General features: G+C 65.0%; 23 protein-coding genes. 14 read left to right on the forward strand and 9 right to left on the reverse strand.

Features of this window, described 5'->3' with window-relative positions:
* Positions 1 to 190 precede the first annotated feature (190 nt).
* Positions 191 to 1,009 carry a hypothetical protein gene (locus tag DI041_RS05670; protein WP_010481314.1) on the reverse strand — a complete coding sequence of 273 codons (819 nt, stop codon included), beginning with the start codon at positions 1,007 to 1,009 and terminating at the stop codon, positions 191 to 193.
* A 462-nt stretch (positions 1,010 to 1,471) separates the two neighbouring features.
* Between DI041_RS05670 and DI041_RS05675 the strand changes: the two genes are divergently transcribed.
* The 10 genes from DI041_RS05675 (at position 1,472) to DI041_RS05720 (ending at position 10,988) form a co-directional block, all read left to right on the forward strand.
* Positions 1,472 to 1,837, forward strand: a complete 366-nt coding sequence (locus DI041_RS05675) for a hypothetical protein (RefSeq protein WP_211195204.1) — start codon at positions 1,472 to 1,474, stop codon at positions 1,835 to 1,837.
* Positions 1,838 to 1,867: 30 nt separating this feature from the next.
* Positions 1,868 to 2,668 carry a F0F1 ATP synthase subunit A gene (gene atpB, locus DI041_RS05680; RefSeq protein WP_006394651.1) on the forward strand — a complete coding sequence of 267 codons (801 nt, stop codon included), beginning with the start codon at positions 1,868 to 1,870 and terminating at the stop codon, positions 2,666 to 2,668.
* A 73-nt stretch (positions 2,669 to 2,741) separates the two neighbouring features.
* Positions 2,742 to 3,047, forward strand: coding sequence for a F0F1 ATP synthase subunit C (atpE, locus tag DI041_RS05685; RefSeq protein ID WP_005411133.1), 306 nt, complete (start codon positions 2,742 to 2,744; stop codon positions 3,045 to 3,047).
* 106 nt (positions 3,048 to 3,153) lie between these two features.
* Positions 3,154 to 3,624 (forward strand): F0F1 ATP synthase subunit B, encoded by a 471-nt coding sequence (locus DI041_RS05690; protein WP_012512170.1) that lies wholly within the window; start codon positions 3,154 to 3,156, stop codon positions 3,622 to 3,624.
* Positions 3,625 to 3,626: 2 nt separating this feature from the next.
* Positions 3,627 to 4,154: a F0F1 ATP synthase subunit delta gene (locus DI041_RS05695; protein WP_046984973.1), complete on the forward strand. Its 528-nt coding sequence runs from the start codon at positions 3,627 to 3,629 to the stop codon at positions 4,152 to 4,154.
* Between the two features lie 44 nt (positions 4,155 to 4,198).
* Positions 4,199 to 5,746, forward strand: a complete 1,548-nt coding sequence (gene atpA, locus DI041_RS05700) for a F0F1 ATP synthase subunit alpha (protein ID WP_046984974.1) — start codon at positions 4,199 to 4,201, stop codon at positions 5,744 to 5,746.
* A gap of 78 nt (positions 5,747 to 5,824) precedes the next feature.
* Positions 5,825 to 6,688, forward strand: coding sequence for a F0F1 ATP synthase subunit gamma (gene atpG, locus DI041_RS05705; RefSeq protein ID WP_006394538.1), 864 nt, complete (start codon positions 5,825 to 5,827; stop codon positions 6,686 to 6,688).
* 38 nt (positions 6,689 to 6,726) lie between these two features.
* Positions 6,727 to 8,133, forward strand: coding sequence for a F0F1 ATP synthase subunit beta (atpD, locus tag DI041_RS05710; RefSeq protein ID WP_046984975.1), 1,407 nt, complete (start codon positions 6,727 to 6,729; stop codon positions 8,131 to 8,133).
* Positions 8,134 to 8,246: 113 nt separating this feature from the next.
* Positions 8,247 to 8,669, forward strand: a complete 423-nt coding sequence (locus DI041_RS05715; protein WP_005411127.1) for a F0F1 ATP synthase subunit epsilon — start codon at positions 8,247 to 8,249, stop codon at positions 8,667 to 8,669.
* 90 nt (positions 8,670 to 8,759) lie between these two features.
* A complete protein-coding gene (locus DI041_RS05720) occupies positions 8,760 to 10,988 on the forward strand; it encodes a hypothetical protein (protein ID WP_136639050.1) in 2,229 nt (742 codons plus the stop codon).
* A 5-nt stretch (positions 10,989 to 10,993) separates the two neighbouring features.
* On the opposite strand, the gene DI041_RS05725 is transcribed toward DI041_RS05720, so the two are convergent.
* A complete protein-coding gene (locus DI041_RS05725) occupies positions 10,994 to 11,377 on the reverse strand; it encodes a GtrA family protein (RefSeq protein WP_046984977.1) in 384 nt (127 codons plus the stop codon).
* Between the two features lie 83 nt (positions 11,378 to 11,460).
* On the opposite strand from DI041_RS05725, the gene glmU reads away from it, so the two are divergent.
* Together glmU and DI041_RS05735 are read left to right on the forward strand one after the other, a co-directional pair.
* Positions 11,461 to 12,828 (forward strand): bifunctional UDP-N-acetylglucosamine diphosphorylase/glucosamine-1-phosphate N-acetyltransferase GlmU, encoded by a 1,368-nt coding sequence (gene glmU / locus DI041_RS05730; RefSeq protein WP_136639049.1) that lies wholly within the window; start codon positions 11,461 to 11,463, stop codon positions 12,826 to 12,828.
* Positions 12,797 to 13,330, forward strand: coding sequence for a GNAT family N-acetyltransferase (locus DI041_RS05735; RefSeq protein WP_136639048.1), 534 nt, complete (start codon positions 12,797 to 12,799; stop codon positions 13,328 to 13,330). The genes glmU and DI041_RS05735 overlap by 32 nt, the downstream gene beginning before the upstream one ends.
* Positions 13,331 to 13,377: 47 nt before the next feature.
* On the opposite strand, the gene DI041_RS05740 is transcribed toward DI041_RS05735, so the two are convergent.
* The 7 genes from DI041_RS05740 to DI041_RS05770 form a co-directional block, all read right to left on the reverse strand.
* Complete coding sequence (locus DI041_RS05740; protein WP_136639047.1) at positions 13,378 to 14,730, reverse strand: sensor histidine kinase; 1,353 nt, start codon at positions 14,728 to 14,730, stop codon at positions 13,378 to 13,380.
* On the reverse strand, positions 14,727 to 16,073 hold the full coding sequence (locus tag DI041_RS05745) for a sigma-54-dependent transcriptional regulator (RefSeq protein ID WP_032129058.1): 1,347 nt from the start codon (positions 16,071 to 16,073) through the stop codon (positions 14,727 to 14,729). The genes DI041_RS05740 and DI041_RS05745 overlap by 4 nt, the downstream gene beginning before the upstream one ends.
* A gap of 123 nt (positions 16,074 to 16,196) precedes the next feature.
* Positions 16,197 to 16,574: a PDZ domain-containing protein gene (locus tag DI041_RS05750; protein WP_183080218.1), complete on the reverse strand. Its 378-nt coding sequence runs from the start codon at positions 16,572 to 16,574 to the stop codon at positions 16,197 to 16,199.
* A 16-nt stretch (positions 16,575 to 16,590) separates the two neighbouring features.
* Positions 16,591 to 17,808 carry an ABC transporter permease gene (locus tag DI041_RS05755; RefSeq protein ID WP_136639046.1) on the reverse strand — a complete coding sequence of 406 codons (1,218 nt, stop codon included), beginning with the start codon at positions 17,806 to 17,808 and terminating at the stop codon, positions 16,591 to 16,593.
* Positions 17,809 to 17,828: 20 nt separating this feature from the next.
* Positions 17,829 to 19,127 carry an ABC transporter permease gene (locus tag DI041_RS05760; protein ID WP_136639045.1) on the reverse strand — a complete coding sequence of 433 codons (1,299 nt, stop codon included), beginning with the start codon at positions 19,125 to 19,127 and terminating at the stop codon, positions 17,829 to 17,831.
* A 10-nt stretch (positions 19,128 to 19,137) separates the two neighbouring features.
* Complete coding sequence (locus tag DI041_RS05765; protein ID WP_006394322.1) at positions 19,138 to 19,863, reverse strand: ABC transporter ATP-binding protein; 726 nt, start codon at positions 19,861 to 19,863, stop codon at positions 19,138 to 19,140.
* Between the two features lie 35 nt (positions 19,864 to 19,898).
* Positions 19,899 to 21,176 carry an efflux RND transporter periplasmic adaptor subunit gene (locus DI041_RS05770; protein WP_046984984.1) on the reverse strand — a complete coding sequence of 426 codons (1,278 nt, stop codon included), beginning with the start codon at positions 21,174 to 21,176 and terminating at the stop codon, positions 19,899 to 19,901.
* Positions 21,177 to 21,388: 212 nt separating this feature from the next.
* Here DI041_RS05770 and glmS point away from each other — a divergent pair, with 212 nt between their 5' ends.
* Both glmS and DI041_RS05780 read left to right on the forward strand, forming a co-directional pair.
* Positions 21,389 to 23,227, forward strand: coding sequence for a glutamine--fructose-6-phosphate transaminase (isomerizing) (gene glmS / locus DI041_RS05775; RefSeq protein ID WP_046984985.1), 1,839 nt, complete (start codon positions 21,389 to 21,391; stop codon positions 23,225 to 23,227).
* Between the two features lie 446 nt (positions 23,228 to 23,673).
* Positions 23,674 to 24,105 carry a CBS domain-containing protein gene (locus DI041_RS05780; RefSeq protein ID WP_046984986.1) on the forward strand — a complete coding sequence of 144 codons (432 nt, stop codon included), beginning with the start codon at positions 23,674 to 23,676 and terminating at the stop codon, positions 24,103 to 24,105.
* Positions 24,106 to 24,127: the final 22 nt, after the last annotated feature.

Raw genomic sequence — 24,127 nt, forward strand, 5'->3', positions numbered from 1 at the left:
AACGCCTGCCACTCGCGCAGCGGCTCGGCTTGCGGACAGTCGAGAGCCACTGCCTAGGCCGCCTGGATGCCCTCTCCCTCAAGCGCTCGACCAACCCGCTTCTGCTCTTCTGTCAGAAGCCACAAAAAACGCGGCCCCGATGTTCCGGAGGCCGCGCCAGGAGAGAGGATGCCGTGGAAGGGGCGGGGGATCAGAACACGAAGCTGACGCCGGCCACCGGGCCCTTGAATTCCTGCTTCAGGCCGATGGTGCCATCGCTGCCCTTCTTGTCCGCGTCGAGCTTGAACCAGTCGTAGCCGGCGAACACACCGAAGTTCTTCGTGAAGCGGTAATCGACGATGGCGTTGGCGCGGCTCAGGTCGCCCTTGTAGTCATCGAAGCTGCCCCAGCGCGTATTGAGGTACTGGCCCTGCAGCGTGATCATCCACTTTTCCGACGGGGTGAAGCTCAGGCGCGCACCGACCACTGGCGCGACGCCGTCGGTCTTCTCGTTGAGGAACTGGCCCTCATAAACGGTACCCAGATCGGCGTAGGCCTTGGTGCTGACCTTGGCGTACTCGGCACCCAGCTGCAGGCCGAGGTCGAAGGTATCGGTGTCCACCACCGAGTAGTCATAGACCAGGCTGGCGACCTGGTATTTCAGCTCACCCTTGACGAAGCTGCCGGACGGCACGTTGACGTCACCGAAGGAGATGTCCTGGCCGAGGGTCTCGCGGCGGTCCTTGTCGTACTTGAAGTAGTTGAACAGCAGGCGTTGGCGGTTGCTGATGCGGAACATACCGTCGATGCGCGGCTCCCATTCCTTGCCACCCAGCTTGAAGTCCTCGGAGAAGCCGATGTCCTGGCCGGCGACGTTGGTCTTGCCGCGAAGGGTGTTGTCCGAGTCGATGTTCATCGCACCCAGGCGCAGGGCGAAGCGGTCATCGCCTTCAGCGGCGTGGGCGGCTGTGGCGAACGAAGCGCCGGCGGCGAGCAGGGAAAGGGCGAGCAGGGTGGGTACAGGGCGCATCGAAGAGTCCTTGCAGTGGTTCATCAGAATGAAGACCACTGTGCCGGACGGCGCCGTCCACCATCCGTGAACGTATGATCCACGGCATGTGCACGGTTCAGCGCTGTCGCGACGATGCAAAAAAGATGGCCCCGGAGCGGGGCTTCGGGGCCATCGTGGGACCTGCGGGGCGAAGCGTCGACGAGGTTGCTGCAGGCAGGTCGAAAGATCGGACCGGCACCCTGCGGCGAAAGTTCCGTGGCCTGCGACCAAAGTTCAATACTGCGCTGCAACATCGCGCGGACGTCATTGTCCCCCGGGTGGCACGCAAAAATGTAAGCGCTACCGCAACTTGCGGCTTCCCGGGATGAACAGGCAGCGGTTGTCTCGCAAATTGTCCCATTGCTATAATTTGGCGGCTCGATGAGGCCCCCCTTGCTGTAGCCGCCTCAGCCTTCCACTTGCAACCACGCGGGACGTCCTGTGCTGAACTCCGTTGATGCGGGTCGGCGACTGATGCTGCGCGCCGCGGTCTACCCGCTGGCCGCAGTGGCTGTCCTGGCCCTGGCCTTCCTGCTGGTTGGTCCGAAGTATGCCCTCGGCGCGCTGGCGTCCGGTGTGGCCATTTCGGCCGGTGGCTGGGTTGCGGCACGGATGGCACTGGGCGGGGGGGCACTGGGCGCAGGATCGGCGATGGCTCGCCTGATCATTGCGATCGTCGCCAAGTGGGTAGTGGTATTCGGCGTCCTGCTGGTGGGGTTCCTGGTCTTCAAGCTGCCTGCACTGGCGCTGTTGGCCGGTATCGCCGTCGGTCTGATGTTCCAGGTCCTGGCCATGGCCAGGCGTTGACAGAATTCAATTAACTAAGGTTCCGGACACATGGCGGGCGAGGCTCTAACCCCTACCAGCTACATCCAGCATCACCTGCACAACCTGACCGCGCCGGTCGGCAAGGGTGAGGGTATGTTCTGGCACATCCACGTCGACACCTTCCTCACCGCGGTCCTGATGGGCCTGGTGATTGTTGTCGCGTTCTGGCTGGGAACCCGCAAGGCCACCGCCGGCGTTCCGGGCAAGTGGCAGGCTTTCGTGGAAATCTGCCTGGAGTTCGTCGATCGCCAGGCCAAGGACACCTACCACGGCAAGAGCAAGCTGGTGACGCCGATCGCCATCACGATCTTCTTCTGGATCCTGATGATGAATCTGCTGAAGATGATCCCGGCCGATTTCATCGCCAAGCCGCTGGAATGGGCGGGCGTCCACTACTGGAAGCCGGTGCCGACCGCTGACGTCAATGCCACCCTGGGCATGGCCTTCAGCGTGTTCTTCCTGATGCTTTTCTTCGCGCTGAAGTCCAAGGGCCTGCTCGGCTTCATCAAGGAATTCCTGACGGCGCCGTTCGGCAAGTGGATGATGCCGTTCAACCTGATCCTCAACATCGTCGAGTGGCTGAGCAAGCCGATCTCGCTGGCGATGCGACTGTTCGGCAACATGTTCGGCGGCGAAATCGTGTTCCTGCTGATCTGGGTGCTGGGTGGTGCCGGTTTCTTCGGTGCCATTGCCGGTGGTGCGTTCGGCCTCGGCTGGATGCTGTTCCACCTGCTGGTGATCCCGCTGCAGGCCTTCATCTTCATGATGCTGTCGATCGTGTACCTGAGCCTGTCGGAAGACGCTCACTGAGTTTCAAGCTTCAACGCGTTTCAACCTTCATCCGTTTCATCACCCTTAGCAACTTAAGTTCCTGGAGATAACCATGTACTTCGCCGTCCTGACCAACTTCGCGCAGATTCAGAGCTCCACCGCCCTTGCCGTCGGCATCATGATCGGCCTGGCCGCGCTGGGCGCCGGTCTGGGTCTGGCCATCATGGCTGGTAAGTTCCTGGAGTCGGCCGCCCGCCAGCCGGAACTGATCCCGGTCCTGCAGGTGCGCATGTTCATCACCGCTGGCCTGATCGACGCCGCGTTCATCATCTCGGTTGCCGTCGGCCTGCTGCTGGCCTTCGCCAACCCGCTGTCGGCTGCCTTTGCTGGCGCCGTCACCAAGGCTCTGGCCGGCTGATACAGCGGTTTGAGACGACCGGGTGCTGATGCACCCGGTTTCGGATGAAGGCCGGATGCGCCGCTTCGGCGGCGCGTCCACCCCGAAACCAGCGATCGAGCTAACCATGAATATCAATTTCACCCTTCTTGCGCAGGCGCTCGCCTTCGCTGGTCTCATCTGGATCATCGCGACCAAGATCTGGCCGCCGCTGATGAACGCGATCGAAGAGCGCCAGCAGAAGATTGCTGAAGGCCTCGCTGCTGCCGACCGCAGCCAGAAAGATCTGGCCCAGGCGCAGGAGAAGGTCAACGAAGCGCTGAAGGAAGCCCGCACCAAGGCCAACGAGATCATCGATCAGGCCCACGCGCGTGCCAACCAGATCGTTGATGCTGCCCGTACCGAAGCGATCACCGAAGCCACCCGTCAGAAGGATCTGGCCCAGGCCGAGATCGACGCCGCCGCCAACCGTGCCCGTGAAGATCTGCGCAAGCAGGTGTCCGCGCTGGCCGTGACCGGTGCCGAAAAGCTGCTCAAGCGCGAAATCGACGCCAACGCCCACAAGGCGCTGCTCGACGAGCTGGCCTCGGAGATCTAAGGATGAGCCAGGCCCTCACGCTTGCCCGCCCGTACGCCCGCGCCGCGTTCGCGACCGCGCGCGACGAAGGCGCGTTCGCGCCGTGGTCGGATGCCCTCGCGTTCTCCGCCCACGTCGCCGCCGACCCGCGCGTGGCGGCCCTGCTCGCCAACCCGGAGCTGGGCCGTGACGACGCCGTCGCCCTGCTGGCGCCGGTGACCCACGGCGAGACCTACTCGCGCTTCCTGGCCATCCTGGCCGAATCGCATCGTCTGCCGCTGCTGCCGGAAATCTCCGGCATGTTCGACGCCCTGCGCGCCGATGCCGAGCACGTGATCAAGGCCAACGTGACCTCTGCCGCCGAACTCTCGGCCGGTGAACTGGACGCGATCAAGGTCGCGCTGCGCAAGCGCTTCAACCGCGAGGTCGAAGTGACCACCGCGGTCGACGCCTCGCTGATCGGTGGCGCCGTGATCGACGCCGGTGACGTGGTCATCGATGGTTCGCTGAAGGGCAAGCTGGCCCGTCTGCAGACCGCGCTCGCTAACTGAATTCATTTAACGTCCGGCCCCGCTGCCGGCACTAGGACTTGACGATGGCAACCACGCTCAACCCCTCCGAAATCAGCGAACTGATCAAGAACCGCATCGAGAAGGTCAAGCTGGCCGCGGAATCGCGCAACGAAGGCACCGTGACCAGCGTGTCCGACGGCATCGTGCGCATCTTCGGTCTGGCCGACGTGATGCAGGGCGAAATGATCGAACTGCCGAACAACAGCTTCGCCCTGGCCCTGAACCTGGAGCGCGACTCGGTCGGCGCCGTGGTCCTGGGCGGCTACGAGCACCTGCGCGAAGGCGACGTTGCCAAGACCACCGGCCGCATCCTGGAAGTGCCGGTCGGTCCGGAACTGCTGGGCCGCGTCGTCAACGCCCTGGGCGAGCCGATCGATGGCAAGGGCCCGCTGGGTACCGACCTGACCGCTCCGGTGGAGCGCGTTGCACCGGGCGTGATCTGGCGCAAGTCGGTCGACCAGCCGGTGCAGACCGGTTACAAGTCAGTCGACTCGATGATTCCGATCGGCCGTGGCCAGCGCGAGCTGATCATCGGTGACCGCCAGACCGGCAAGACCGCGATGGCCATCGATGCGGTGATCAACCAGAAGGGCACCGGCATCAAGTGCGTGTACGTTGCGATCGGCCAGAAGGCTTCGACCATCGCCAACATCGTGCGCAAGCTGGAAGAGAACGGCGCGCTGGCGCACACCGTCGTGGTCGCCGCCACTGCCTCCGAATCGGCTGCCATGCAGTACATCAGCGCCTACTCGGGCTGCACCATGGGTGAGTACTTCATGGACCGCGGCGAAGACGCGCTGATCGTGTACGACGATCTGTCCAAGCAGGCCGTGGCCTACCGCCAGATCTCGCTGCTGCTGAAGCGCCCGCCGGGCCGTGAAGCCTACCCGGGTGACGTGTTCTACCTGCACTCCCGTCTGCTCGAGCGCGCTGCCCGCGTGTCCGAGGAGTACGTCGAGAAGTTCACCGAAGGCAAGGTCACCGGCAAGACCGGTTCGCTGACCGCGCTGCCGATCATCGAAACCCAGGCGGGCGACGTTTCCGCGTTCGTTCCGACCAACGTGATCTCGATCACCGACGGTCAGATCTTCCTGGAAACCGACCTGTTCAACGCCGGCATCCGCCCGGCCGTGAACGCCGGTATCTCGGTGTCGCGCGTCGGTGGCTCGGCCCAGACCAAGATCATCAAGAAGCTGTCGGGCGGCATCCGTATCTCGCTGGCCCAGTACCGTGAGCTGGCTGCGTTCGCGCAGTTCGCCTCGGACCTGGACGAAGCGACCCGCAAGCAGCTGGAGCGTGGCCAGCGCGTCACCGAGCTGATGAAGCAGAAGCAGTACGCGCCGATGTCGATCGCCAACCAGGCGCTGTCGATCTACGCCGTCAATGAGGGCTACCTCGACGACGTGCCGGTCAACAAGCTGCTGGCGTTTGAAGAAGGCCTGCACGCCCACTTCGCCAACACCCAGGGCGAGCTGATCGGCAAGGTCAACGCCACCGGCGGTTGGGACAACGACATCGAAGGTGCCTTCAAGAAGGGCATCGCCGAGTTCAAGACCACCGGCAGCTGGTAAGACGGACGTGTGGCGGGGCCTGGCCCCGCTACACCGTTGATTGCAGCGGGGCATCGCCCCGCTCTACGGGAATCAAAGATGGCAAGCGGACGCGAAATCAAAACCAAGATCAAGAGCGTGCAGAACACCCGCAAGGTGACGCGCGCCCTGGAAATGGTCTCGGCCTCCAAGATCCGCAAGGCGCAGGATCGGATGAAGACCTCGCGTCCGTACGCGCAGGCGATGAAGCAGGTGATCGGCCACCTGGCGCAGGCCAGCACCGATTACCAGCATCCGTTCCTGGTCGAGCGCGAGCAGGTCAAGCGGGTCGGTTTCATCGTGATCTCCTCTGATCGCGGCCTGGCTGGCGGCCTCAACAACAACCTGTTCCGCAAGCTCCTGGGTGAAGCCAAGGCCTGGCAGGACAAGGGTGCCGAAGTGGACATGGTGACCATCGGCCAGAAGGCGTCGACCTTCTTCCGCCGGGTCAAGGTCAACATGGTCGGCAGCGTGACCCACATTGGTGACGTACCGAAGCTGGAATCGCTGATCGGCGTGATCAAGGTCATGCTCGATGCCTTCACCGAAGGCAAGATCGATCGCGTGTACCTGGTCTACAACCGCTTCATCAACACGATGACGCAGAAGGCCAGCTTCGATCAGCTGTTGCCGTTGCCGGCCGCCGAGAAGCAGGTCGCCCATCACGACTGGGACTACCTGTACGAACCCGATGCCGCGACCGTGCTCGAGCACGTGATGACGCGTTACATCGAATCGCTGGTGTACCAGGCGCTGCTGGAAAACGTCGCGTCCGAACATGCCGCGCGCATGGTCGCGATGAAGTCGGCCAGCGACAACGCCAACAAGCTGATCGGCGATCTGCAGCTCGTCTACAACAAGGCGCGCCAGGCAGCGATCACCCAGGAAATTTCCGAAATCGTCGGCGGCGCGGCAGCAGTCTGACCGCGTTCGTTCAAAGCACACATTTAGAGGATGCAGCAATGAGTCAGGGCAAGATCGTTCAGATCATCGGCGCCGTCGTCGACGTCGAATTCCCGCGTGAGTCGGTGCCGAAGGTGTATGACGCACTGAAGGTGGAAAACACCGAGATCACCCTTGAAGTCCAGCAGCAGCTGGGCGACGGCGTGGTCCGTTGCATCGCGCTGGGTTCCACCGACGGCCTGAAGCGCAACCTGGTTGCGATCAACACCGGTCGCGGCATCTCGGTGCCGGTCGGCGCCGGTACCCTGGGCCGCATCATGGACGTGCTTGGCCGTCCGATCGACGAAGCCGGCCCAGTGGCCGCCAGCGACAGCTGGGAAATCCACCGCGACGCGCCGTCGTACGAAGACCAGTCCCCGGCCACCGAGCTGCTGGAAACCGGCATCAAGGTCATCGACCTGATGTGCCCGTTCGCCAAGGGCGGCAAGGTCGGCCTGTTCGGCGGCGCCGGCGTCGGCAAGACCGTCAACATGATGGAACTGATCAACAACATCGCCAAGGCGCACAGCGGTCTGTCCGTGTTCGCCGGCGTGGGTGAGCGTACCCGTGAGGGCAACGACTTCTACCACGAAATGAAGGACTCCAACGTCCTGGACAAGGTCGCGATGGTGTACGGCCAGATGAACGAGCCGCCGGGCAACCGTCTGCGCGTCGCCCTGACCGGCCTGACCATGGCCGAGTACTTCCGCGACGAGAAGGACGAAAACGGCAAGGGTAAGGACGTCCTGCTGTTCGTCGACAACATCTACCGCTACACCCTGGCCGGTACCGAAGTGTCGGCACTGCTGGGTCGTATGCCGTCGGCGGTGGGTTACCAGCCGACCCTGGCCGAGGAGATGGGTGTCCTGCAGGAGCGCATCACCTCGACCAAGAACGGTTCGATCACCTCGATCCAGGCCGTCTACGTTCCCGCGGATGACTTGACCGATCCGTCGCCGGCGACCACCTTCGCCCACCTTGACTCGACCGTGACCCTGTCGCGTTCGATCGCCTCGCTGGGTATCTACCCGGCAGTCGATCCGCTGGATTCCACCAGCCGCCAGATGGACCCGCTGGTCATCGGCCACGAGCACTACGACACCGCCCAGCGCGTCCAGCAGACCCTGCAGAAGTACAAGGAACTGAAGGACATCATCGCCATCCTGGGCATGGACGAACTGTCCGAAGAAGACAAGCAGGCCGTGTCGCGCGCCCGCAAGATCGAGCGCTTCTTCAGCCAGCCGTTCCACGTGGCCGAAGTGTTCACCGGCTCGCCGGGCAAGTACGTGTCGCTGAAGGACACCATCCGTGGCTTCAAGGCCATCGTCGATGGCGAGTACGACCACCTGCCGGAACAGGCGTTCTACATGGTCGGCAGCATCGAAGAAGCGGTCGAGAAGGCCAAGAAGATGGCCGAAAAGGCCTGATGCGGCGGGGACGGGTTTCGGCCTGTCCCATCCGTGAAACGGGGTGGGCCTGCGCCCACCGCTGCGGAAACCCCTGCGGTGGGTAACACCCGCCCCCTAGCGAAGAGAGTTCCATGAGCACCATCCGTTGCGACATCGTCAGCGCCGAGCAGGAAATCTTCCGTGGTGAAGCGACCCTGGTCGTGGCCACCGGTGAGCTGGGCGAACTGGGCATCGCGCCCAAGCACGCGCCGCTGATCACCCGCCTGAAGCCGGGCAAGGTGGTGGTGACCACGCCGAACGGCGAGCAGCTGGATTTCGCCATTTCCGGCGGCATCCTGGAAGTGCAGCCGCAGGTCGTGACCGTGCTGGCCGACACCGCGATCCGCGCGCAGGACATCGACGAAGCCTCGGTCCGCAAGGCCAAGGAAGAAGCTGAGCGCATCCTGGCCAACCGCGGCGAAGCGATGGAAGTGGCCGAAGCCCAGCAGAAGCTGGCTGAGGCCGTTGTCCAGCTGCAGGCGCTGGAGCGCCTGCGCAAGACCCTCAAGCACTGAAACGTGCTCGGGAGCCATCGGCAGCAATGCCGGTAGTGATGGAAGATCGCCGGCGCAATGCCGGCGATTTTCGTTCAGGAGAAGGGAGACATGCACGGAATGCAGTACGCATCGACCATGAGCATGGGCGCCACCGATGTAGCCCTCCCCCGATGGGCCCGACCTGAAACCCTGTGGGTGGCAAGCTGGCTGGTGCTGTGCCTGCCGTGGCTGATCGGTACCAAGGTCATCCCATACGATGCCGTGCAGCAGTTCTTCCCGGCGGTCAGTTTCAGTGCCGAGCAGCTTCTGAACCTGCAGGCCCCTTGGTGGAACCCCTACCTGTTCGGCGGCTATCCGCAGATCGCCGATCCGCAGATGATGACGCTGCAGCCGACCATGGTCCTGCCGATGCTGCTGGCGCCCGCTTCGTTGCATCTGTTCACCGTGGTGGTGCTGCTGCATGTGCTGGCGGGTGGCTTCGGCGCGCTGCGCCTGGCGCGTTCATTCGGTCTTTCTGCAGCCGCACAGTGGTTCTTTGCGATGGTGCTGATGTTCGGTGCGGTGGCAGCCTCCCGCTTGCAGCACACGCCGATGATCGTCAGCTACAGCCTGCTTCCCTGGATCTGGCTGGGACTGTCGAACGTTCGGAACCAGGGCCGCACGCGTGACGTGCTGCTGGCGGGAATTGCAGGAGGGCTGTGTGCGCTGCAGCTGACCCAGGTGACCTACTTCATCATCCTGGCGTGTGCTGTGTACGCCGTGGGCGCAGTGCTGTTGGCCAGGGGCAAGCGCTTCCGCCTGGCATTGCAGCTGACCGCCGTCGCCCTGATCGCCGCCGCAGTGAGCGCCCCCCAGTGGCTTTCCACGTTGGCATGGCTGGGTGACACCAACCGTGACGGCATGATGCTGGAGACGGCGTTGGCCGGTGCGATGCACTGGCAGGGACTGGTGACACTGCTCTCGGGAAATGTGTTCTCGCAGGTGCGTGGGACCAGTTGGTCCTTCGGCGATATCACCACGGACTACCTCTATTTCGGCGCGGTGCCACTGGCGCTCTGGCTGGCTTGGGGCGGCAGCGTTGTGCACAGGCAGCGACGCGCCACCTGTTTGGCGCTGGGTGTACTGCTGTTGACGACGCTGGTCGCCCTGGGGAACGTCACTCCGCTGTTTGCGTGGCTCTTCAGCGGGTTGCCGGGTCTTGATCTGTTCCGACGGCCCTCCGATGCGCTGTTCCTTGCCGTGCCGGCAGCGGCCTGGCTGGGTGCACAGGCGTTGCAGGTTGCGTTGGAAAAGCGCGCACTGCACCCGCACCGGGTGTCGTTGGCGTTGGTCGTTGTACTCGTGCCAGTTGCTTCCTGGCTGGCCGTGAGCCACGGGCATCTGGAAGCCTTTGCGTGGCTGGCGGCCAGTGCCGGCATCGGCATTGCCGCAGTGCAGCTGCTGCGTCGGCACCCGGCTCCGATGCGCTGGCTGATCGCACTGGTCGTGTTCGACATGCTGCTGTTCAACGTGGGAGCACGCTTCAATACGTCGGGCGCCCGTCCGCCGGTAATGACGGCCGAGCGCAATGGCGCCACGCAGCGCGCGTATGCGCTGCTTGCCGCCGAGCGGCGCGCAGGCCTGCCCGAGCGCGCCATCGTCTTCGGCATCGGCGTGCTGACCAATGGCGCCGCTGTGCACGCGATTCCACTGGCCAATGGCTACAACCCGCTGCTGTCCAGTGACTACCAGCAGATGGTTGGAATGCCGACGGAACCCGTGGCTGCCTTCCAGCAGAAGGCGACAACCCCTTGGGCGCCAGACATGGATGCCCCCGTGTACGACCTGCTGGGGGTCCGCTGGCTGCTGTCACCGGAGCCATTTGCCGGGTCCGATGACCAAGGCAGCGACGTGCAGTTGGCGCTACGCGGAAGCGTGCTGCCGCGTACGCTCAATCCGCAACGGGTGCAGCGGCACAGTGAACGCCTGCCACCGGCTGCCGAGTTCAACCAGACGGACTTCAGCCAGGTGGTCTGGCTGCCCACCGGGCAGCAGACCGCCTGCCCTGAACGTGAGGCAGGCCGACTGCACGTGCTCTCACAGGCCTATCAGCCTGGCAGAATCGTCCTTGACGTGGACGCTGAGCATCCGGCGTGGCTGGTGATCAATGAGGTGACCGCCCAGGGTTGGCAGGCCCGACTCGATGGCGGAGCGCCGTTGCCGCTGATGCGTGCCAATGGCCTCTTCCACGCGGTGTGCGTGCCTGCGGGGCGGCATCGCGTAGAACTCGGGTACAGCCCCCTGCAGCTGTGGCGGGGTGGGCTGCGGCAGCGGTTTGCGATGGGCGTAGCAGGCTGAAGGTCTCAGCGGAAGACAACATGGCGCAACAGCAGGAAGGAGATCAGGGCGATTCCACCTTCGATCAGCGGCTTGGCCAGCCAGGCCCAATCCAATCCAAGATGGCGGCTGGTCAAAGCGACCAGCACCGTGCTGGCAGCGGTAAGTGCGGCCCAGATCCCCAGGAAACGTGAAAATCGACGCCAGCCAAGGCGCGCGCTGCCTGCGCTGGCAAAGGTGTAACGGCCGTTGAGCCAGAAGCCCAGCAGCATCCCGGCCAGGCGACCGGCAATGTTTGCTGGCACCACGGGCAGGCCCAGCGCGGTCGCGGCGACGAACACCAGCCAGTCGAGCAGCAGCTGCACGAGCCCGATGATGAGATAGGTGCTTCCCTGGCGAACGAGGCCCATCGGTACGGTGAAGGAGGTGGGATGCACATGTTAACGGCCCACGCTCTAGAATCATCGGCAACGAACCACGGACTGCCGTTTCCATGACCCAACCCCTGCACGTCATCATCCTCGCCGCTGGCGCGGGCAAGCGCATGAAGTCGGTGCTGCCGAAGGTGCTGCAGCCGATCGCCGGCCAGCCGATGCTGGCACACGTGATCGCGGCCGCCCGCGAACTGGAACCGGCGGCGATCCATGTGGTCTATGGCCATGGTGGTGAAGCGGTGCGCCAGCACTTCGCTGACCAGCCCGACCTGCAATGGGCTGAACAGGCACAGCAGCTGGGCACCGGCCATGCGGTGGCCCAGGCGATGCCGCAGGTTCCGGATGCGGCCCAGGTGCTTGTGCTGTATGGCGACGTGCCGCTGATCCGAGCGCAGACCCTGCGCGACCTGCTGGCGCAGCCGGGCCGGCTGGCCGTGCTGGTCGCCGATGTCGAAGACCCGACCGGTTACGGCCGCGTGCTGCGCGACGCCGAGGGCAAGGTCGGCTCGATCGTTGAGCAGAAGGACGCTACCGACGACCAGCTGCGTGTGCGCACGATCAATACCGGCATCATTGCCGCCGAGTCGACCGCGCTGCGGCGCTGGCTGTCGCAGTTGTCCAACAGCAACGCGCAGGGCGAGTACTACCTGACCGACGTGTTCGCCTTTGCCGCGCACGAGTACACCCCGGCCGAAATGGCACTGGTGGCCGACGCGCAGGAAGCCGAAGGGGCAAACGATCCCTGGCAGCTTTCGCAGCTGGAGCGTGCCTGGCAGCGCCGCGCGGTACGGGCCCTGTGCGCGCAGGGCGCGCGCGTGCGTGACCCGGCACGACTGGATATCCGTGGCACCGTCACCGTGGGCAGCGATGTGCTGATCGATGTCGACGTCGTTCTGGAAGGCCACATCGTGCTCGGCGACGGCGTCACCGTGGGCCCGTTCAACCGGCTGAAGGACGTCAATCTTGGCCCGGGCACCGAAGTGCGCGCGCATTGTGATCTTGAAGGCGTGGTCACCGAAGGTGCTGCGCTGGTGGGACCGTTCGCGCGGCTGCGTCCGGGGACCGTGCTCGCAGACGGCGTGCACGTGGGCAACTTCGTCGAGACCAAGAAGGTCACCCTCGGTGTTGGCAGCAAGGCCAACCACCTGACCTACCTGGGCGATGCGGTGATCGGCAGCAAGGTGAACATCGGTGCCGGCACCATCACCTGCAACTACGACGGCGTGAACAAGTCGACCACCACCATCGGCGACAACGCCTTCATTGGTTCCAACAGTTCGCTGGTAGCACCGGTGACCATTGGCGACAGTGCGACGATTGCCGCCGGTTCGGTCATCACCCGCGACGCCCCGGATGGCAAGCTGACACTGGCACGTGCACGACAGGAAACCATCGATGGCTGGAAGCGCCCGCTCAAGAAGTCCTGAGCCACGCATCCCGCATGCCGACGAACTCGGCATGCTGCCGGCAATTGAACAACGTGCCGGTGAACTGCTGAAGGGTCACCAGGCCTACCCGGTGTTTGCCGGGCATGGTCTGGACCTGCCGACGCTGCAGGATGGCCTTCAACGTGGCCAGTTGTGGGTGGTGGATGCGGCTGACGGTGGTATCGCGGGTTACCTGCTGGCCGGCGAACTCTGCGGTGAATTCCATGTGCTGCAGATGGACGTGGATCCCGCACACGCGCGGCGTGGCCACGGCCGCGCTTTGCTGCGCCATGCCTTGGCGCAGGCGAGGGCGGGAGGCTACGCGGCCGCGGTGCTGACCACGCTGTCCGATGTGCCGTGGAATGCGGCCTTCTATGCCAGCGAAGGATTCGACATAGTGCCCGAGGCGCAGTGGAACGATGGCCTGCGCGCGGTGATGGCCGAAGAGGCTGCGCTCGGGTTCCCGATGCACCTGCGGGTGGCGATGCGGCAGGTTTGGTAGGTGCCGACCTTGGTCGGCACATCCGCGCATGGCGTGGACCTACCCGCTCAACCCACCGGCAACAGGATCGACACGCACAACCCGCCATCGCCGCGATTCTGCAGTGATACCCGGCCGCCATGCGCTTCCACGATCTCGCGGGTCAAGGCCAAGCCCAGCCCGGTGCCATTGCGCTTGGTCGAATAGAACGGCATCAGCGCATTCTGCAGCACCTGCTCGTTCATGCCCTTGCCGCGATCCAGTACGTCCAGGCGCAGCCACTGCGGCAGCCGCGTGAGTTGCACTTGTACGTCATCGTTGGGCGGCTCTGCTTCGGCGCAGGCTTCGTGCGCGTTCTTCAACAGGTTCAGCAGTGCCTGCCCGAACTGGGCGATGTCGATGCGGCTGCTCAGTTCCTCGTCCGGCTCACGTTCCATGCCGAACGGGATCTGCTGGCGCAGGCTGGACAGGAAGGGGGCCCAGTGCACGGTCTGCAACTGCGGTTGCGGCAGCTTGGCAAAGCGCGCATAGCCGCGGATGAAGCCTTCCAGGTGGCGTGCACGATCCTCGATGGTGCTAAAGATCTCCGGCAGCCGGTCAAAGCGCTCACGCTGCACCAGTACACCGCCGGAGTGGGCCAGCGAGGCAATCGGTGCCAGCGAGTTGTTGAGCTCGTGGCTGATCACCCGGATCACCTTCTTCCAGGTCTGTACTTCCTGGCGGCGCAGCTCGGCGGTCAGCAGGCGCACCAGCAGCAGGTCGTGCGGACGACCATTGAGCTGGAAGGCCCGGCGCGAGAGGTGGTAGACCTGCTCGTCGTCCTCATCGCCGTCCTCGCCCTCGGCATGCACCGCGAACAGGCTGTCACCGCCACGGGCGATGGCATCGCGCAGCTCCACCGGCACCTGTTCCAGCACGTCCTCCAGGCGCTGGCCTTCCAGCTTCCAGCCGCCATGCAGCAGCTTGCGCGCAGCCAGATTGGAGAACACCACGCGGGCGATGCCATCACCGCCCGAGGCGATCAGCAGCATCGCCACCGGCGTGTTCTGCACCATCGTGTCCAGCAGAAGTTCGCGTTGCACCAGGCCCTGCCGCTGTGCACGCAGCACATCGCCCAGTTCGCGGTGTGCCTGCACCAGGTCGCCGAGCTCGTCATTGCCGGGCCAGTGCACGCCGAAGTTGTATTCGCCGTCGCGATAGCTGCTGGTGGTGCCCGCCAGGGCCCGCATCAGTGACCGCACCGGGGCGGTAGCGCGACGCAGGGTCCACCACATCAGCGACAGCAGGATCAACGCCGACACCGTGGTCACCACCCAGCCATGGTCCATCCAGTAGGCCAGCAGCCACGGCAACGCGGCGGCCAGCGCCAGCACCGGCAGCAGGCGCAGGAACAGGCGGAAAGTGAACGAGCGCCGTTTCATTCGCGCGGGATACCGTGGCGGTCCATGCGCCGGTACAGCGCCTGGCGGCTCAGGCCGAGTTCGGCGGCGGCCTGGGCGATGACGCCATGGTTGCGCGCCAGTACCTCCTCGATGCGCGCGCGGTCGGGGTCATTGCCCGCACTGGGGGCCGGGCGCGGTGCGGCGGCTGCGCGCGGCAGGTTGAGATCGGCCACTTCAATACGGTTGCCGGTAGCCAGCAGTTCGGCGCGCTGGATCACGTTGCGCAGTTCGCGCACGTTGCCTGGCCACGGGTGCCGCTGCAGGGCGGCGGTGGCGGCGCTGGACAGGGGCTTGCCAGCGGTCAGGAAGCGCTCGGCCAGCGGCACGATGTCGCCCGGGCGATCGGCCAGCGGCGGCAGCACCAGTTCCACCGTGTTGAGGCGGTAATAGAGGTCTTCGCGGAAGGTGCCGTCGCGGATCATCGCCGGCAGGTCGGCATTGGTCGCGCTGACCACGCGGACCTTGACCTGGCGTTCGCGGTTGGAGCCCAGGCGCTCGAAGCGGCCGGTTTCCAGCACACGCAGCAGCTTCATCTGCCCGCCCAGCGACAGGTTGCCGATCTCATCCAGGAACAGGGTGCCACCATCGGCGGCCTCGAACTTGCCTTCGCGCGCCTTGTTGGCGCCGGTATACGCACCGGCCTCGGCACCGAACAGTTCGGCCTCGATCAGTTCCGAAGGCAGCGCGCCACAGTTGACCGCCACGAATGGACCCTTGGCCACCAGGGAATTGGCCTGGATGATCTGCGCGATCTTCTCCTTGCCGGCACCGTTCGCGCCGGTGATCAGTACCGGCAGTTCCGAGCGTGCGACTTGGCAGGCGAGTGCGATGACGCGCTCGCTGGCAGGGTCGGCGAAGACCGCGCCGCACAGGTCATACTTCTCTTCCAGCGCATTGCGCTGGCGCAGTTCACGGCTGCGGCGCCGGTCCAGTTCGCGGCGCGCCTCGGACAGTTCCAGCAGGTTGTTGACCGTGGTCATCAGCTTGCGGTCGTCCCAGGGCTTGGCCAGGTAGTCGGCCGCACCGGCCTTGACCAGATCCACCGCGCTGCTGAGGTGGGTCCAGGCGGTCAGCAGGATCACCGGCAGATCGGGATGGCGCGCGCGGATCTGCGCGAACAGGGCCTCGCCTTCTTCGCCGGAGGTGGTGTCCTCGCTGAAGTTCATGTCCTGGATCACCAGGTCGACCGGCTGCGACTCCAGCAGGGCCAGCCCTTCGGACGGGCTCTGCGCCTGCAGGGTGTCGATGTCGTGCAGGGAGAACAGCACGTCCAGCGCGGTACCCACGCTGGCGTTGTCGTCGATGATCAGGATCGCAGGCATCAAGCGGTTCTGCAGAAAGGGATGGGCGGCGCCGTTGGAGCCGTTCGTGTCCACGCACCGGGAGAGCCCGGCGCCACCCATCAAGCATAGCCAAACCCGTGGCTGTGCAGGAGCGGCCCTCGCTCAGCGCCGGGGAGGCGCCGGGGGCCGTGGCGGCGCAGGTGGCGGCGGCACCTCCAGCGCCTGGCGCCAGGCTGCGGCGTCGACCGCCACCGTCAGTTCGCGCTTGTCGCGGCGCAGCAACAGATAGGCGGTGGCTGCGTTGGCATGACGCAGGGCCTCGGCAAGGTGTTCGACCCGGCGCACCGCCGTGTCGTCCACGCGCAGGATGCGATCGCCACTGCGCACGCCGAAGCGCATTTCCGGGCTGGCGGCCTCCACGCGCACCTGGCCCTCCGTTGAGCGCAATGACAACCGCGCGGCATCCTGGCGCCACTCCAGTGTCTGCGCACTGCCACCGCCGGCCAGCGCCGGCAATGGCAGGAGCAGCATCAGGCACATCGCGCAGGCGCGCATCTCACGCGCCCCGCGTGGCGACCGCAGGCGGCACCGCCGCCGCACGCCGCGCCGGCCCGAACACCGCGATCTGGCCCAGCACCCACAGCAGCAGTGCACCCAGCGGCAGGTAGTACAGCGGCATGCGCGGCAGCTCGTACAGGTTCATCAGCGCCAGGTTGATGGCGTAGGCCGCCAGCATGCCCAGCACGATGCCCAGCGTGGCCAGCAGGAAGTTCTCGGTCTGGAAGTAGCGCAGGATCTGCCCGCGGGTCGCGCCCAGCGCACGGCGGATGCCGATCTGCTTGCTGCGCTGCTGCACCCAGAAGCTGGCCAGGCCGATGATGCCCAGCGCGGTTACCACCAGCAGCGAGATGCTGACGGTGATCAGCAGGCCGACCATCGCGCGGTCGTTCTTGAAGAAGTCCTTGCGCTGGTCTTCATAGGTCAGCTTGTCGCGCATCAGCCGGTTGGGGTCGTTGCGTTCCAGCGCGGCGGCACCGGCATCGAGTACTTCCTTGCGGCGTTCCGGCGAAGTGCGCAGCACATACGTGCCACCTTCGTCGAAGGTGCGCCGCATGGGCAGCAGCATCGAGTTGGTCCAGTTGTCATTCCAGCCGTTGGGCGTGCTGAGCGTGTCGACGATGCCGACCACATGCAGCGGCTGCTTGCCCATGTAGTAGGTCTTGCCCAGCGCACTGCCATTGGGTTCCATCTTGGCGGCGGTGGCCTGGGTGAGGATGACCGGGACTGCGTTCTCCTTTGCGCCGCCCTTGCTGGCGTCTTCGAAGTTCTGGTACTCGTCGGGCAGGAAATCGCGGCCTGCGATCAGGTTGATGCCCATCGTGGCCAGCCCGTTCTCGGACAGGGTGTACATCGAGGCGTTGGTGGTCGGCCGTTCCTGGTCGATCACACGCGAAATGCTGCTGCTGGAGGAGCCGTTGCGGAAGGGGACCTGGTTGATGATGGTGACGTTGCTGACGCCGGGAATCGCGCGCAGCGATGCCAGGTCCTCGCGGGTGCGGGCCATGGCGTCGGTCTGCTTGCCGATGCCGCTGACGCGCAGCATGACCAGTTCGCTCTCGGCGATGCCGCTGGGCATGCTGATCTTCTCCACGCGCTGGCTGACCAGGAACAGCGCGTTGCAGACGATGGCGCAGGTCAGTGCGACTTCCAGCACGATCAGGGCAGCGGCGGTCTTGTGCCGGCGCAGCGTGCTGAGGATGGGGCGGATGTCCATGGGAGTCCTCGTTCGGGTGCTTACTGCGACTTGAGCTGGATGGCCGGGGTGACCTGCATGGCGCGCCAGGCGGGCAGGAACCCTGCGGCAAGGCTGGCGAGCAGGGTCAGGCCCAGCGCGAGCAGCAGCATGTTGCCGTCCAGGTGGGCCAGCTTTGCGTATTCCACCGGTTGCTGGCGCACCGCGAACAGGCCAAGCAGGGCCAGGCCGATACCCAGCACGCCACCGACCACGCCGACCGCACCGGCTTCCACCAGGCACTGCAGGAAGATCTGGCCACGGCTGGCACCGAGGGCGCGGCGCACGCCGATCTCTCCACTGCGGCGCAGGAACTTGGCCAGCAGCAGGCCCACCGTGTTGACCAGGCAGACACCCAGGAAGCCCAGCGCCAGCCACAGCTGCAGGCGCACATCGCTGGGGACTGCGCCATTGAAGTCCAGCCATTCCATCACGGTGCGCAGGCGCACGTTCGGCGGATGCTTGAAGCGGCCGGCCTCGCGCTGCTGGGTCGAATAGTTCTCCAGGTAGCGGCGGTAGTCGGCGGCCTTGGCCGGGTCCATCTCCACCCAGTACTGCAGCCACGCGCACGGTGCGTTGAGCGAGTAGCTGTTGCCGTCGGGATTCTCGCCGAAGCAGTTCATGTTGCCGTTGTTGCCCAGCTTCAGGTCGAAGGAGGTGGAGATCGGCAGCAGCAGGTCCTCGTTCTTGCCGTAGCTGCCCGTGGTCAGGTCGTAGAAGTGCGGCTCCGGACTCCATTCCTTCATCACGCCGACGATGCGGTAGCTCTGACCTTCCATGCGCAGGTCGCGGCCCACGCTGTTGGCGCCCTGGTACAGCTTGTCATTGAGCGCCTTGGAGATGACCACCACGCGTGCACGGCCTTCATCGTCCTCGCGCGTCCAGGCGCGGCCGTACTGCATGGGCACCTCGAACATCGGGAAGAAGTCGGCCGAGGTCCAGCGGGTGTCGATGCTGAAGGGCTTGAGAGTGCTGTTGTCCGGTTCGATGGTACCGCCGCCGCCGCTCATCAGTGCCTGTCGCTCGCCCTTGGCTTCGCGCAGCAGGGCTTCACCGTCGAAGCGGGTCAGCTGGGTTTCCGGTTCCTCGCCAGCGACATAGGCGCCGGTCGCGGCATCAAGCTGCACATAGAACAGGCGGTCGCTCTTGCCGGGAATCGGGTCGCCGGACAGTACATGGAACACAGTCAAAGTGGTCATCGAGGCGCCGATGCCCAGCGCGATGGCAACCACCATCAGCGCGGTCAGTACCTTGTTGCGGCGGAAGCTGCGCACCGCCAGTCGGGAGTAGTAGGCGAACATGGTCGGGCCCTCACTCGTTGACGGCGACGATGTGACGCGGCGGGGTGGCCAGCACCGGCTCGCGCACCAGGTCGGTCACCTGGCCATCGACGATGTGCACGTTGCGCTGCGCGCGGGCGGCCAGTTCCGGATCATGGGTGACCATCACGATGGTGGTGCCAGCGGCGTTGATCTCTTCCAGCAGTTCCATCACGCCGCGGGCCATCTGCGTGTCCAGGTTGCCGGTCGGTTCGTCGGCCAGCAACAGGCGCGGGCTGCCGGCCAGGGCGCGTGCGATGGCCGCGCGCTGCTGCTGGCCGCCCGACAGTTCATTCGGATAGTGCTTCATGCGCGAGCCGAGGCCGACCTGGCTCAGCGCCTTCTCGATACGTTCGCGGCGCTCGTTGGCGCTCATCTTCCGATAGCGCAGCGGCACGTCGACGTTGTCGAACAGGTTCAGGTCGGGGATCAGGTTGAAGCCCTGGAAGATGAAGCCGATCTTCTGGTTGCGCAGGCGGCTGCGCGCATCGTCGCCGAGCTTGCTCACGTCCTGGCCGTCGAGCATGTAGGTGCCGCTGGTGAAGGTTTCCAGCAGACCGGCGATGTTGAGGAAGGTGGTCTTGCCGGAGCCGGACGGGCCGGTGACAGCGACGAACTCGCCTTCCTTGACCTGCAGTTCCAGCGAGCGCAACGCATGGGTTTCCACCTGTTCGGTGCGGAAGACCTTGGCGACCGAACGCATTTCGAGCATGTACATGGGGTGTCCTCTCTCCAGGATTCAGGTATCAGGTATCAGTTGACGGAGACGCGTTCGGCGTCCTTGAACAGGTCGCTGCCGGAGACCACGATGCGGTCCCCCGGCTGCACACCCGACTTGATTTCCACTTCGCCCAGGCTGCTGACGCCCAGCTCCACCGGGCGGCGCACCGCGGTGCGGCCATCCATCACGTAGGCGATGCCGTTGCCCTGTTCGACGAACGGGCCGCGCTCGACCTTCAGCACGTCCTTGCGGGTATCGAGCAGCACGCGCACCGACATCCGCTGGCTCTGGCGCAGGCCTTCCGGCTGCGCGCTGGCGAAGCGCACGCGGGCGTTGACCTCGCCGTTGACCACTTCCGGCGACACCGCACTGATCTCGCCCGGGAACGGCTTGCCGTTGCCGCCGGTCAGCTGCGCCGGCATGCCGATCGCCAGGTCGCGCGCGAAGCTCTCCGGCACCTTGATCTCGACTTCGAACTTGGACAGGTCAACCACGCCCAGCACCGGCGCGTTGGCGGCCAGGTTGGTGGACTGGATGGCCTGCACTTGGCCGACCTGGCCGTCGAACGGTGCGCGCAGGGTCAGCGCGTCGACCTGGCGCTGCACCTCGGCCACCACCGCCTTCTGGCGATCGGCCAGCAGACGCTTGTTGCGGGCATCCAGGTCCGCGCCCTGGCTCTGCAGGCGGGCATCGATGGTGGCGTTGGCCAGGGTGATGTCGGCTTTCTTCAGCGAGTCCTTGGCCTTGGCCAGGTCGATCTGCGGCACCGCGCCGCCGTCATAGCCGCGCTGGTAGCGCTGCAGGTCACGGTCGGCGGCCTGCCGTTCGATGGTGGCCTGATCGGTTTCCTTGCGCGACTTGGCGCGGGCCAGGGTGGCGTCCAGTGCGGCCCGGCTCGATTCAGCCTCCAGGCCGGCCAGGGTGGCCTGTTCCTGGGCCAGCTTGCTGCGCAGTTCCGGGCTGTCGATGACCGCCAGTTCCTGTCCCTTCTTGACCACGTCGCCGGCGACCACCTTCAGGTCCACCGTACCGGCCGAGATGGCATACAGAATCGGGCTGTTGGCAGCGATCACGCGGCCGTCGGCAGCAATGTCGCGGACCAGGTCGCCGCGCTTCACTTCGGCGATGCGCACGCGGCTGCTGTCGAAGGAGCGGCTGGCATTGGACCAGGCATGTACCGCCCAGCCAATGCCGGCCAGCAGTGCGATGGCGGCAAGCGCCGGCCAGCGGTAGCGCTGCCAGGAGGCGCGGGTGGTGCCTGCCGGGGCGGAGGAAACGATCTGGTCCTGTGCGGAGGTGTCGCGGATCATCGATGCGTGCCTGTCGGTGGTGCCTGGGTGGTACCCGATACAAGCACGATGCATGCCAACTTTATTTCCTTTCAGTTCAATGATTTGGATGGGTGCGAAAAGTGTCCGTGTGTCCGCGGACACCTTTCCGGACACTTTCATTAAGCGGACAGGAGGGCGACGCCGGACGCGCAGGCTAGAATGCGCCGATCGTCTTCAAGGAAACGCCTGACATGTGTGGAATCGTAGGTGCGATCGCTGATCGCGACGTAGTGCCGGTGCTGATCGAAGGCCTGAAGCGGCTTGAGTACCGTGGTTACGATTCCTCCGGTATCGCGGTGATCGACCAGGGTGAGCGCCGGGATGTACGCCGCGTGCGTCGCACCGGTCGCGTTTCGGAAATGGCCACTGCGGCCGAGGCCGAGGGCTTCAATGCAGTGCTGGGTATCGGCCATACGCGCTGGGCCACCCATGGCGGTGTCACCGAGGCCAACGCGCATCCGCACATCAGCCACGGCGTGGCGCTGGTGCACAACGGCATCATCGAGAACCACGAAGAGCAGCGCGAGAAGCTGCGTGCGCTGGGCTACAGCTTCGAGTCGCAGACCGATACCGAAGTCATCGCGCACCTGATCCACCATCACCTGAAGGACGGCGATGACCTGCTGGTGGCGCTGCAGCGCACCGTGAAGGAACTGACCGGTGCCTACGCTCTGGCCGTGGTCAGCCGCGCCGAACCGGAGCGCTTCGTGTGCGCGCGGATGGGTTGCCCGTTGCTGATCGGTCTGGGCGAGGGCGAGAACTTCGTCGCGTCCGACGTTTCGGCGGTGCTGTCGGCCACCCGCAAGGTGATCTTCCTGGAGGAGGGCGACACCGCCGAAATCCGCCGCGACGGCGTGCGCATCTTCGATGAGCATGACCAGCCGGTCGAGCGCGACGTGCACCTGTCCGACGTGTCGCTGGCGTCGTTGGAGCTGGGCCCGTACCGCCACTTCATGCAGAAGGAAATCCACGAACAGCCGCGTGCGCTGGGCGATACCATCGAGGCGGCAATCGACGCCGGTGGTTTCCCGGCCGAGCTGTTCGGCAAGAATGCCGAGGCCGTGCTGTCGGGCATCGAAGGCGTGCAGATCATCGCCTGCGGCACCAGCTACTACGCCGGCCTGACCGCGCGTTACTGGATCGAAGCCATTGCCGGCCTGCCGTGCAGCGTGGAGATTGCCAGCGAGTACCGCTATCGCGCCGCCTATGCGAACCCGAAGCACCTGATCGTCACCATTTCCCAGTCCGGCGAAACGCTGGATACGATGGAGGCGCTGAAGTACGCCAAGTCGCTGGGCCACAAGCACACGCTGTCGATCTGCAACGTGCCGGAGAGTGCGATCCCGCGCGCCAGCGAACTGGTCTGCTACACCCGCGCCGGCGCCGAGATCGGCGTGGCCTCGACCAAGGCCTTCACCACCCAGCTGGCCGCGCTGTTCCAGCTGACCGTAGTGCTGGGCAAGCTGCATGGCCGCATCGACGCGGCGCAGGAAGCGGACTACCTGGAGCAGTTGCGCTTCCTGCCGGGCAGCGTGCAGCACGCGCTGAACATGGAGCCGCAGATCGCTGCCTGGGCCGAGCGTTTCGCGCGCAAGAGCAGTGCGCTGTTCCTGGGCCGTGGCCTGCATTACCCGATCGCGCTGGAAGGCGCGCTCAAGCTGAAGGAAATCTCCTATATCCACGCTGAGGCCTATCCGGCGGGTGAGCTGAAGCATGGCCCGCTGGCGCTGGTGGACGAAGACATGCCGGTGGTGGTGATCGCGCCCAACGACAGCCTTCTGGAAAAGGTGAAGTCGAACATGCAGGAGGTGCGCGCCCGTGGTGGCGAGCTGTTCGTGTTTGCCGACCAGGACAGCAACTTCAACGAGTCCGAGGGCGTGCATGTGATCCGCACGCCGCGCCATGCTGGCGTGCTCAGCCCGATCGTGCACACCATCCCGGTGCAGCTGCTGGCGTACCACACCGCACTGGCGCGTGGCACCGACGTGGACAAGCCGCGCAACCTCGCCAAGAGCGTGACGGTGGAGTAACCCCGCCGGATCCATTGGATACTGCATGCGAAGGGGCCCCACGTGGGCCCCTTTCGTTTGCGCCGGTAACCGTGGCAAGTGGGACAGCCGCCGGGTGTTCTGTCCGCTGTCGGCAGCCGGCAATCAATCTTTAATGCGCGACATCGCCTGTATTCAGCGGCGGTTTCAGCCACGGTGCCATTCTCTGGATCGTCAGTTGGTTCCCACGACGAACTGTCCTATCGATGCCGGTAGTGACCGATGGTCGCAGTCGTAGAATCACTTTGACCGAGGGTCGGGTTGAGCCGTTGAGCCCACCTCGTTCGCGTTGCAGCACGACGTCTGCCGATTCATTCCAAGCGGCAGGCGGGTGCGCCAGACGTGCGCTGAAAGGTCTGTTCCCGGGGAGGGGGCGTATCGGAAGAGCACACTTTTTTGACTTCAGTGACCTGCACCAGGAAACAAGAATGAACGTCCGCGAACTCCTGCAATCCAAGAAAGAAGCTGTCATCACCATCGACGCCGAAGACACCATCGGTGCCGCCGCCCACAAGATGAGCGCGAACAGGATCGCTGCGCTGGTGGTGATGAAGGACGATGCCCCGGTTGGCATCATTTCCGAAAAGGACATCGTGCGTACCCTGGCCGACGACGGCCCGCAGGCCGGCCGCCGGGTGATTTCCAGCCTGCCGTCCACTGGCCTGGAAGGTATTGCGCCGGAAGCGACCCTGAAGCAGGCCATGTCGTTGATGACGTACTCGCGGCGCCGTCATCTGATGGTCACCGAAGGCACGCTCCTGGTGGGCATCCTCAGCCTGGGCGACATCGTGAAGAACCTGCTGGGCGAGCTGGAGCTGGAAAAGGCCGTGCTGCAGGACATCTACATGGCGGCCCACTGAGGACTCCATTGTCGGAACGAGA

Origin of the sequence: Stenotrophomonas maltophilia (assembly GCF_004920835.1) — a bacterium.
GTDB lineage: Bacteria > Pseudomonadota > Gammaproteobacteria > Xanthomonadales > Xanthomonadaceae > Stenotrophomonas > Stenotrophomonas maltophilia_AQ.

Excerpts from the sequence above, each read along its gene's own strand:
- DI041_RS05750 (WP_183080218.1), bottom strand. The coding sequence starts at position 16,574 with ATGTGCCTGATGCTGCTCCTGCCATTGCCGGCGCTGGCCGGCGGTGGC.
- atpE (WP_005411133.1), top strand. The coding sequence starts at position 2,742 with ATGTACTTCGCCGTCCTGACCAACTTCGCGCAGATTCAGAGCTCCACC.
- DI041_RS05740 (WP_136639047.1), bottom strand. The coding sequence starts at position 14,730 with ATGAAACGGCGCTCGTTCACTTTCCGCCTGTTCCTGCGCCTGCTGCCG.
- glmU (WP_136639049.1), top strand. The coding sequence starts at position 11,461 with ATGACCCAACCCCTGCACGTCATCATCCTCGCCGCTGGCGCGGGCAAG.
- atpA (WP_046984974.1), top strand. The coding sequence starts at position 4,199 with ATGGCAACCACGCTCAACCCCTCCGAAATCAGCGAACTGATCAAGAAC.
- atpD (WP_046984975.1), top strand. The coding sequence starts at position 6,727 with ATGAGTCAGGGCAAGATCGTTCAGATCATCGGCGCCGTCGTCGACGTC.
- DI041_RS05780 (WP_046984986.1), top strand. The coding sequence starts at position 23,674 with ATGAACGTCCGCGAACTCCTGCAATCCAAGAAAGAAGCTGTCATCACC.
- glmS (WP_046984985.1), top strand. The coding sequence starts at position 21,389 with ATGTGTGGAATCGTAGGTGCGATCGCTGATCGCGACGTAGTGCCGGTG.
- DI041_RS05760 (WP_136639045.1), bottom strand. The coding sequence starts at position 19,127 with ATGTTCGCCTACTACTCCCGACTGGCGGTGCGCAGCTTCCGCCGCAAC.
- DI041_RS05720 (WP_136639050.1), top strand. The coding sequence starts at position 8,760 with ATGCACGGAATGCAGTACGCATCGACCATGAGCATGGGCGCCACCGAT.
- DI041_RS05670 (WP_010481314.1), bottom strand. The coding sequence starts at position 1,009 with ATGCGCCCTGTACCCACCCTGCTCGCCCTTTCCCTGCTCGCCGCCGGC.
- atpB (WP_006394651.1), top strand. The coding sequence starts at position 1,868 with ATGGCGGGCGAGGCTCTAACCCCTACCAGCTACATCCAGCATCACCTG.
- DI041_RS05745 (WP_032129058.1), bottom strand. The coding sequence starts at position 16,073 with ATGCCTGCGATCCTGATCATCGACGACAACGCCAGCGTGGGTACCGCG.
- DI041_RS05715 (WP_005411127.1), top strand. The coding sequence starts at position 8,247 with ATGAGCACCATCCGTTGCGACATCGTCAGCGCCGAGCAGGAAATCTTC.
- DI041_RS05765 (WP_006394322.1), bottom strand. The coding sequence starts at position 19,863 with ATGTACATGCTCGAAATGCGTTCGGTCGCCAAGGTCTTCCGCACCGAA.
- DI041_RS05735 (WP_136639048.1), top strand. The coding sequence starts at position 12,797 with ATGGCTGGAAGCGCCCGCTCAAGAAGTCCTGAGCCACGCATCCCGCAT.
- DI041_RS05770 (WP_046984984.1), bottom strand. The coding sequence starts at position 21,176 with ATGATCCGCGACACCTCCGCACAGGACCAGATCGTTTCCTCCGCCCCG.
- DI041_RS05690 (WP_012512170.1), top strand. The coding sequence starts at position 3,154 with ATGAATATCAATTTCACCCTTCTTGCGCAGGCGCTCGCCTTCGCTGGT.
- DI041_RS05695 (WP_046984973.1), top strand. The coding sequence starts at position 3,627 with ATGAGCCAGGCCCTCACGCTTGCCCGCCCGTACGCCCGCGCCGCGTTC.
- atpG (WP_006394538.1), top strand. The coding sequence starts at position 5,825 with ATGGCAAGCGGACGCGAAATCAAAACCAAGATCAAGAGCGTGCAGAAC.
- DI041_RS05725 (WP_046984977.1), bottom strand. The coding sequence starts at position 11,377 with ATGGGCCTCGTTCGCCAGGGAAGCACCTATCTCATCATCGGGCTCGTG.
- DI041_RS05755 (WP_136639046.1), bottom strand. The coding sequence starts at position 17,808 with ATGGACATCCGCCCCATCCTCAGCACGCTGCGCCGGCACAAGACCGCC.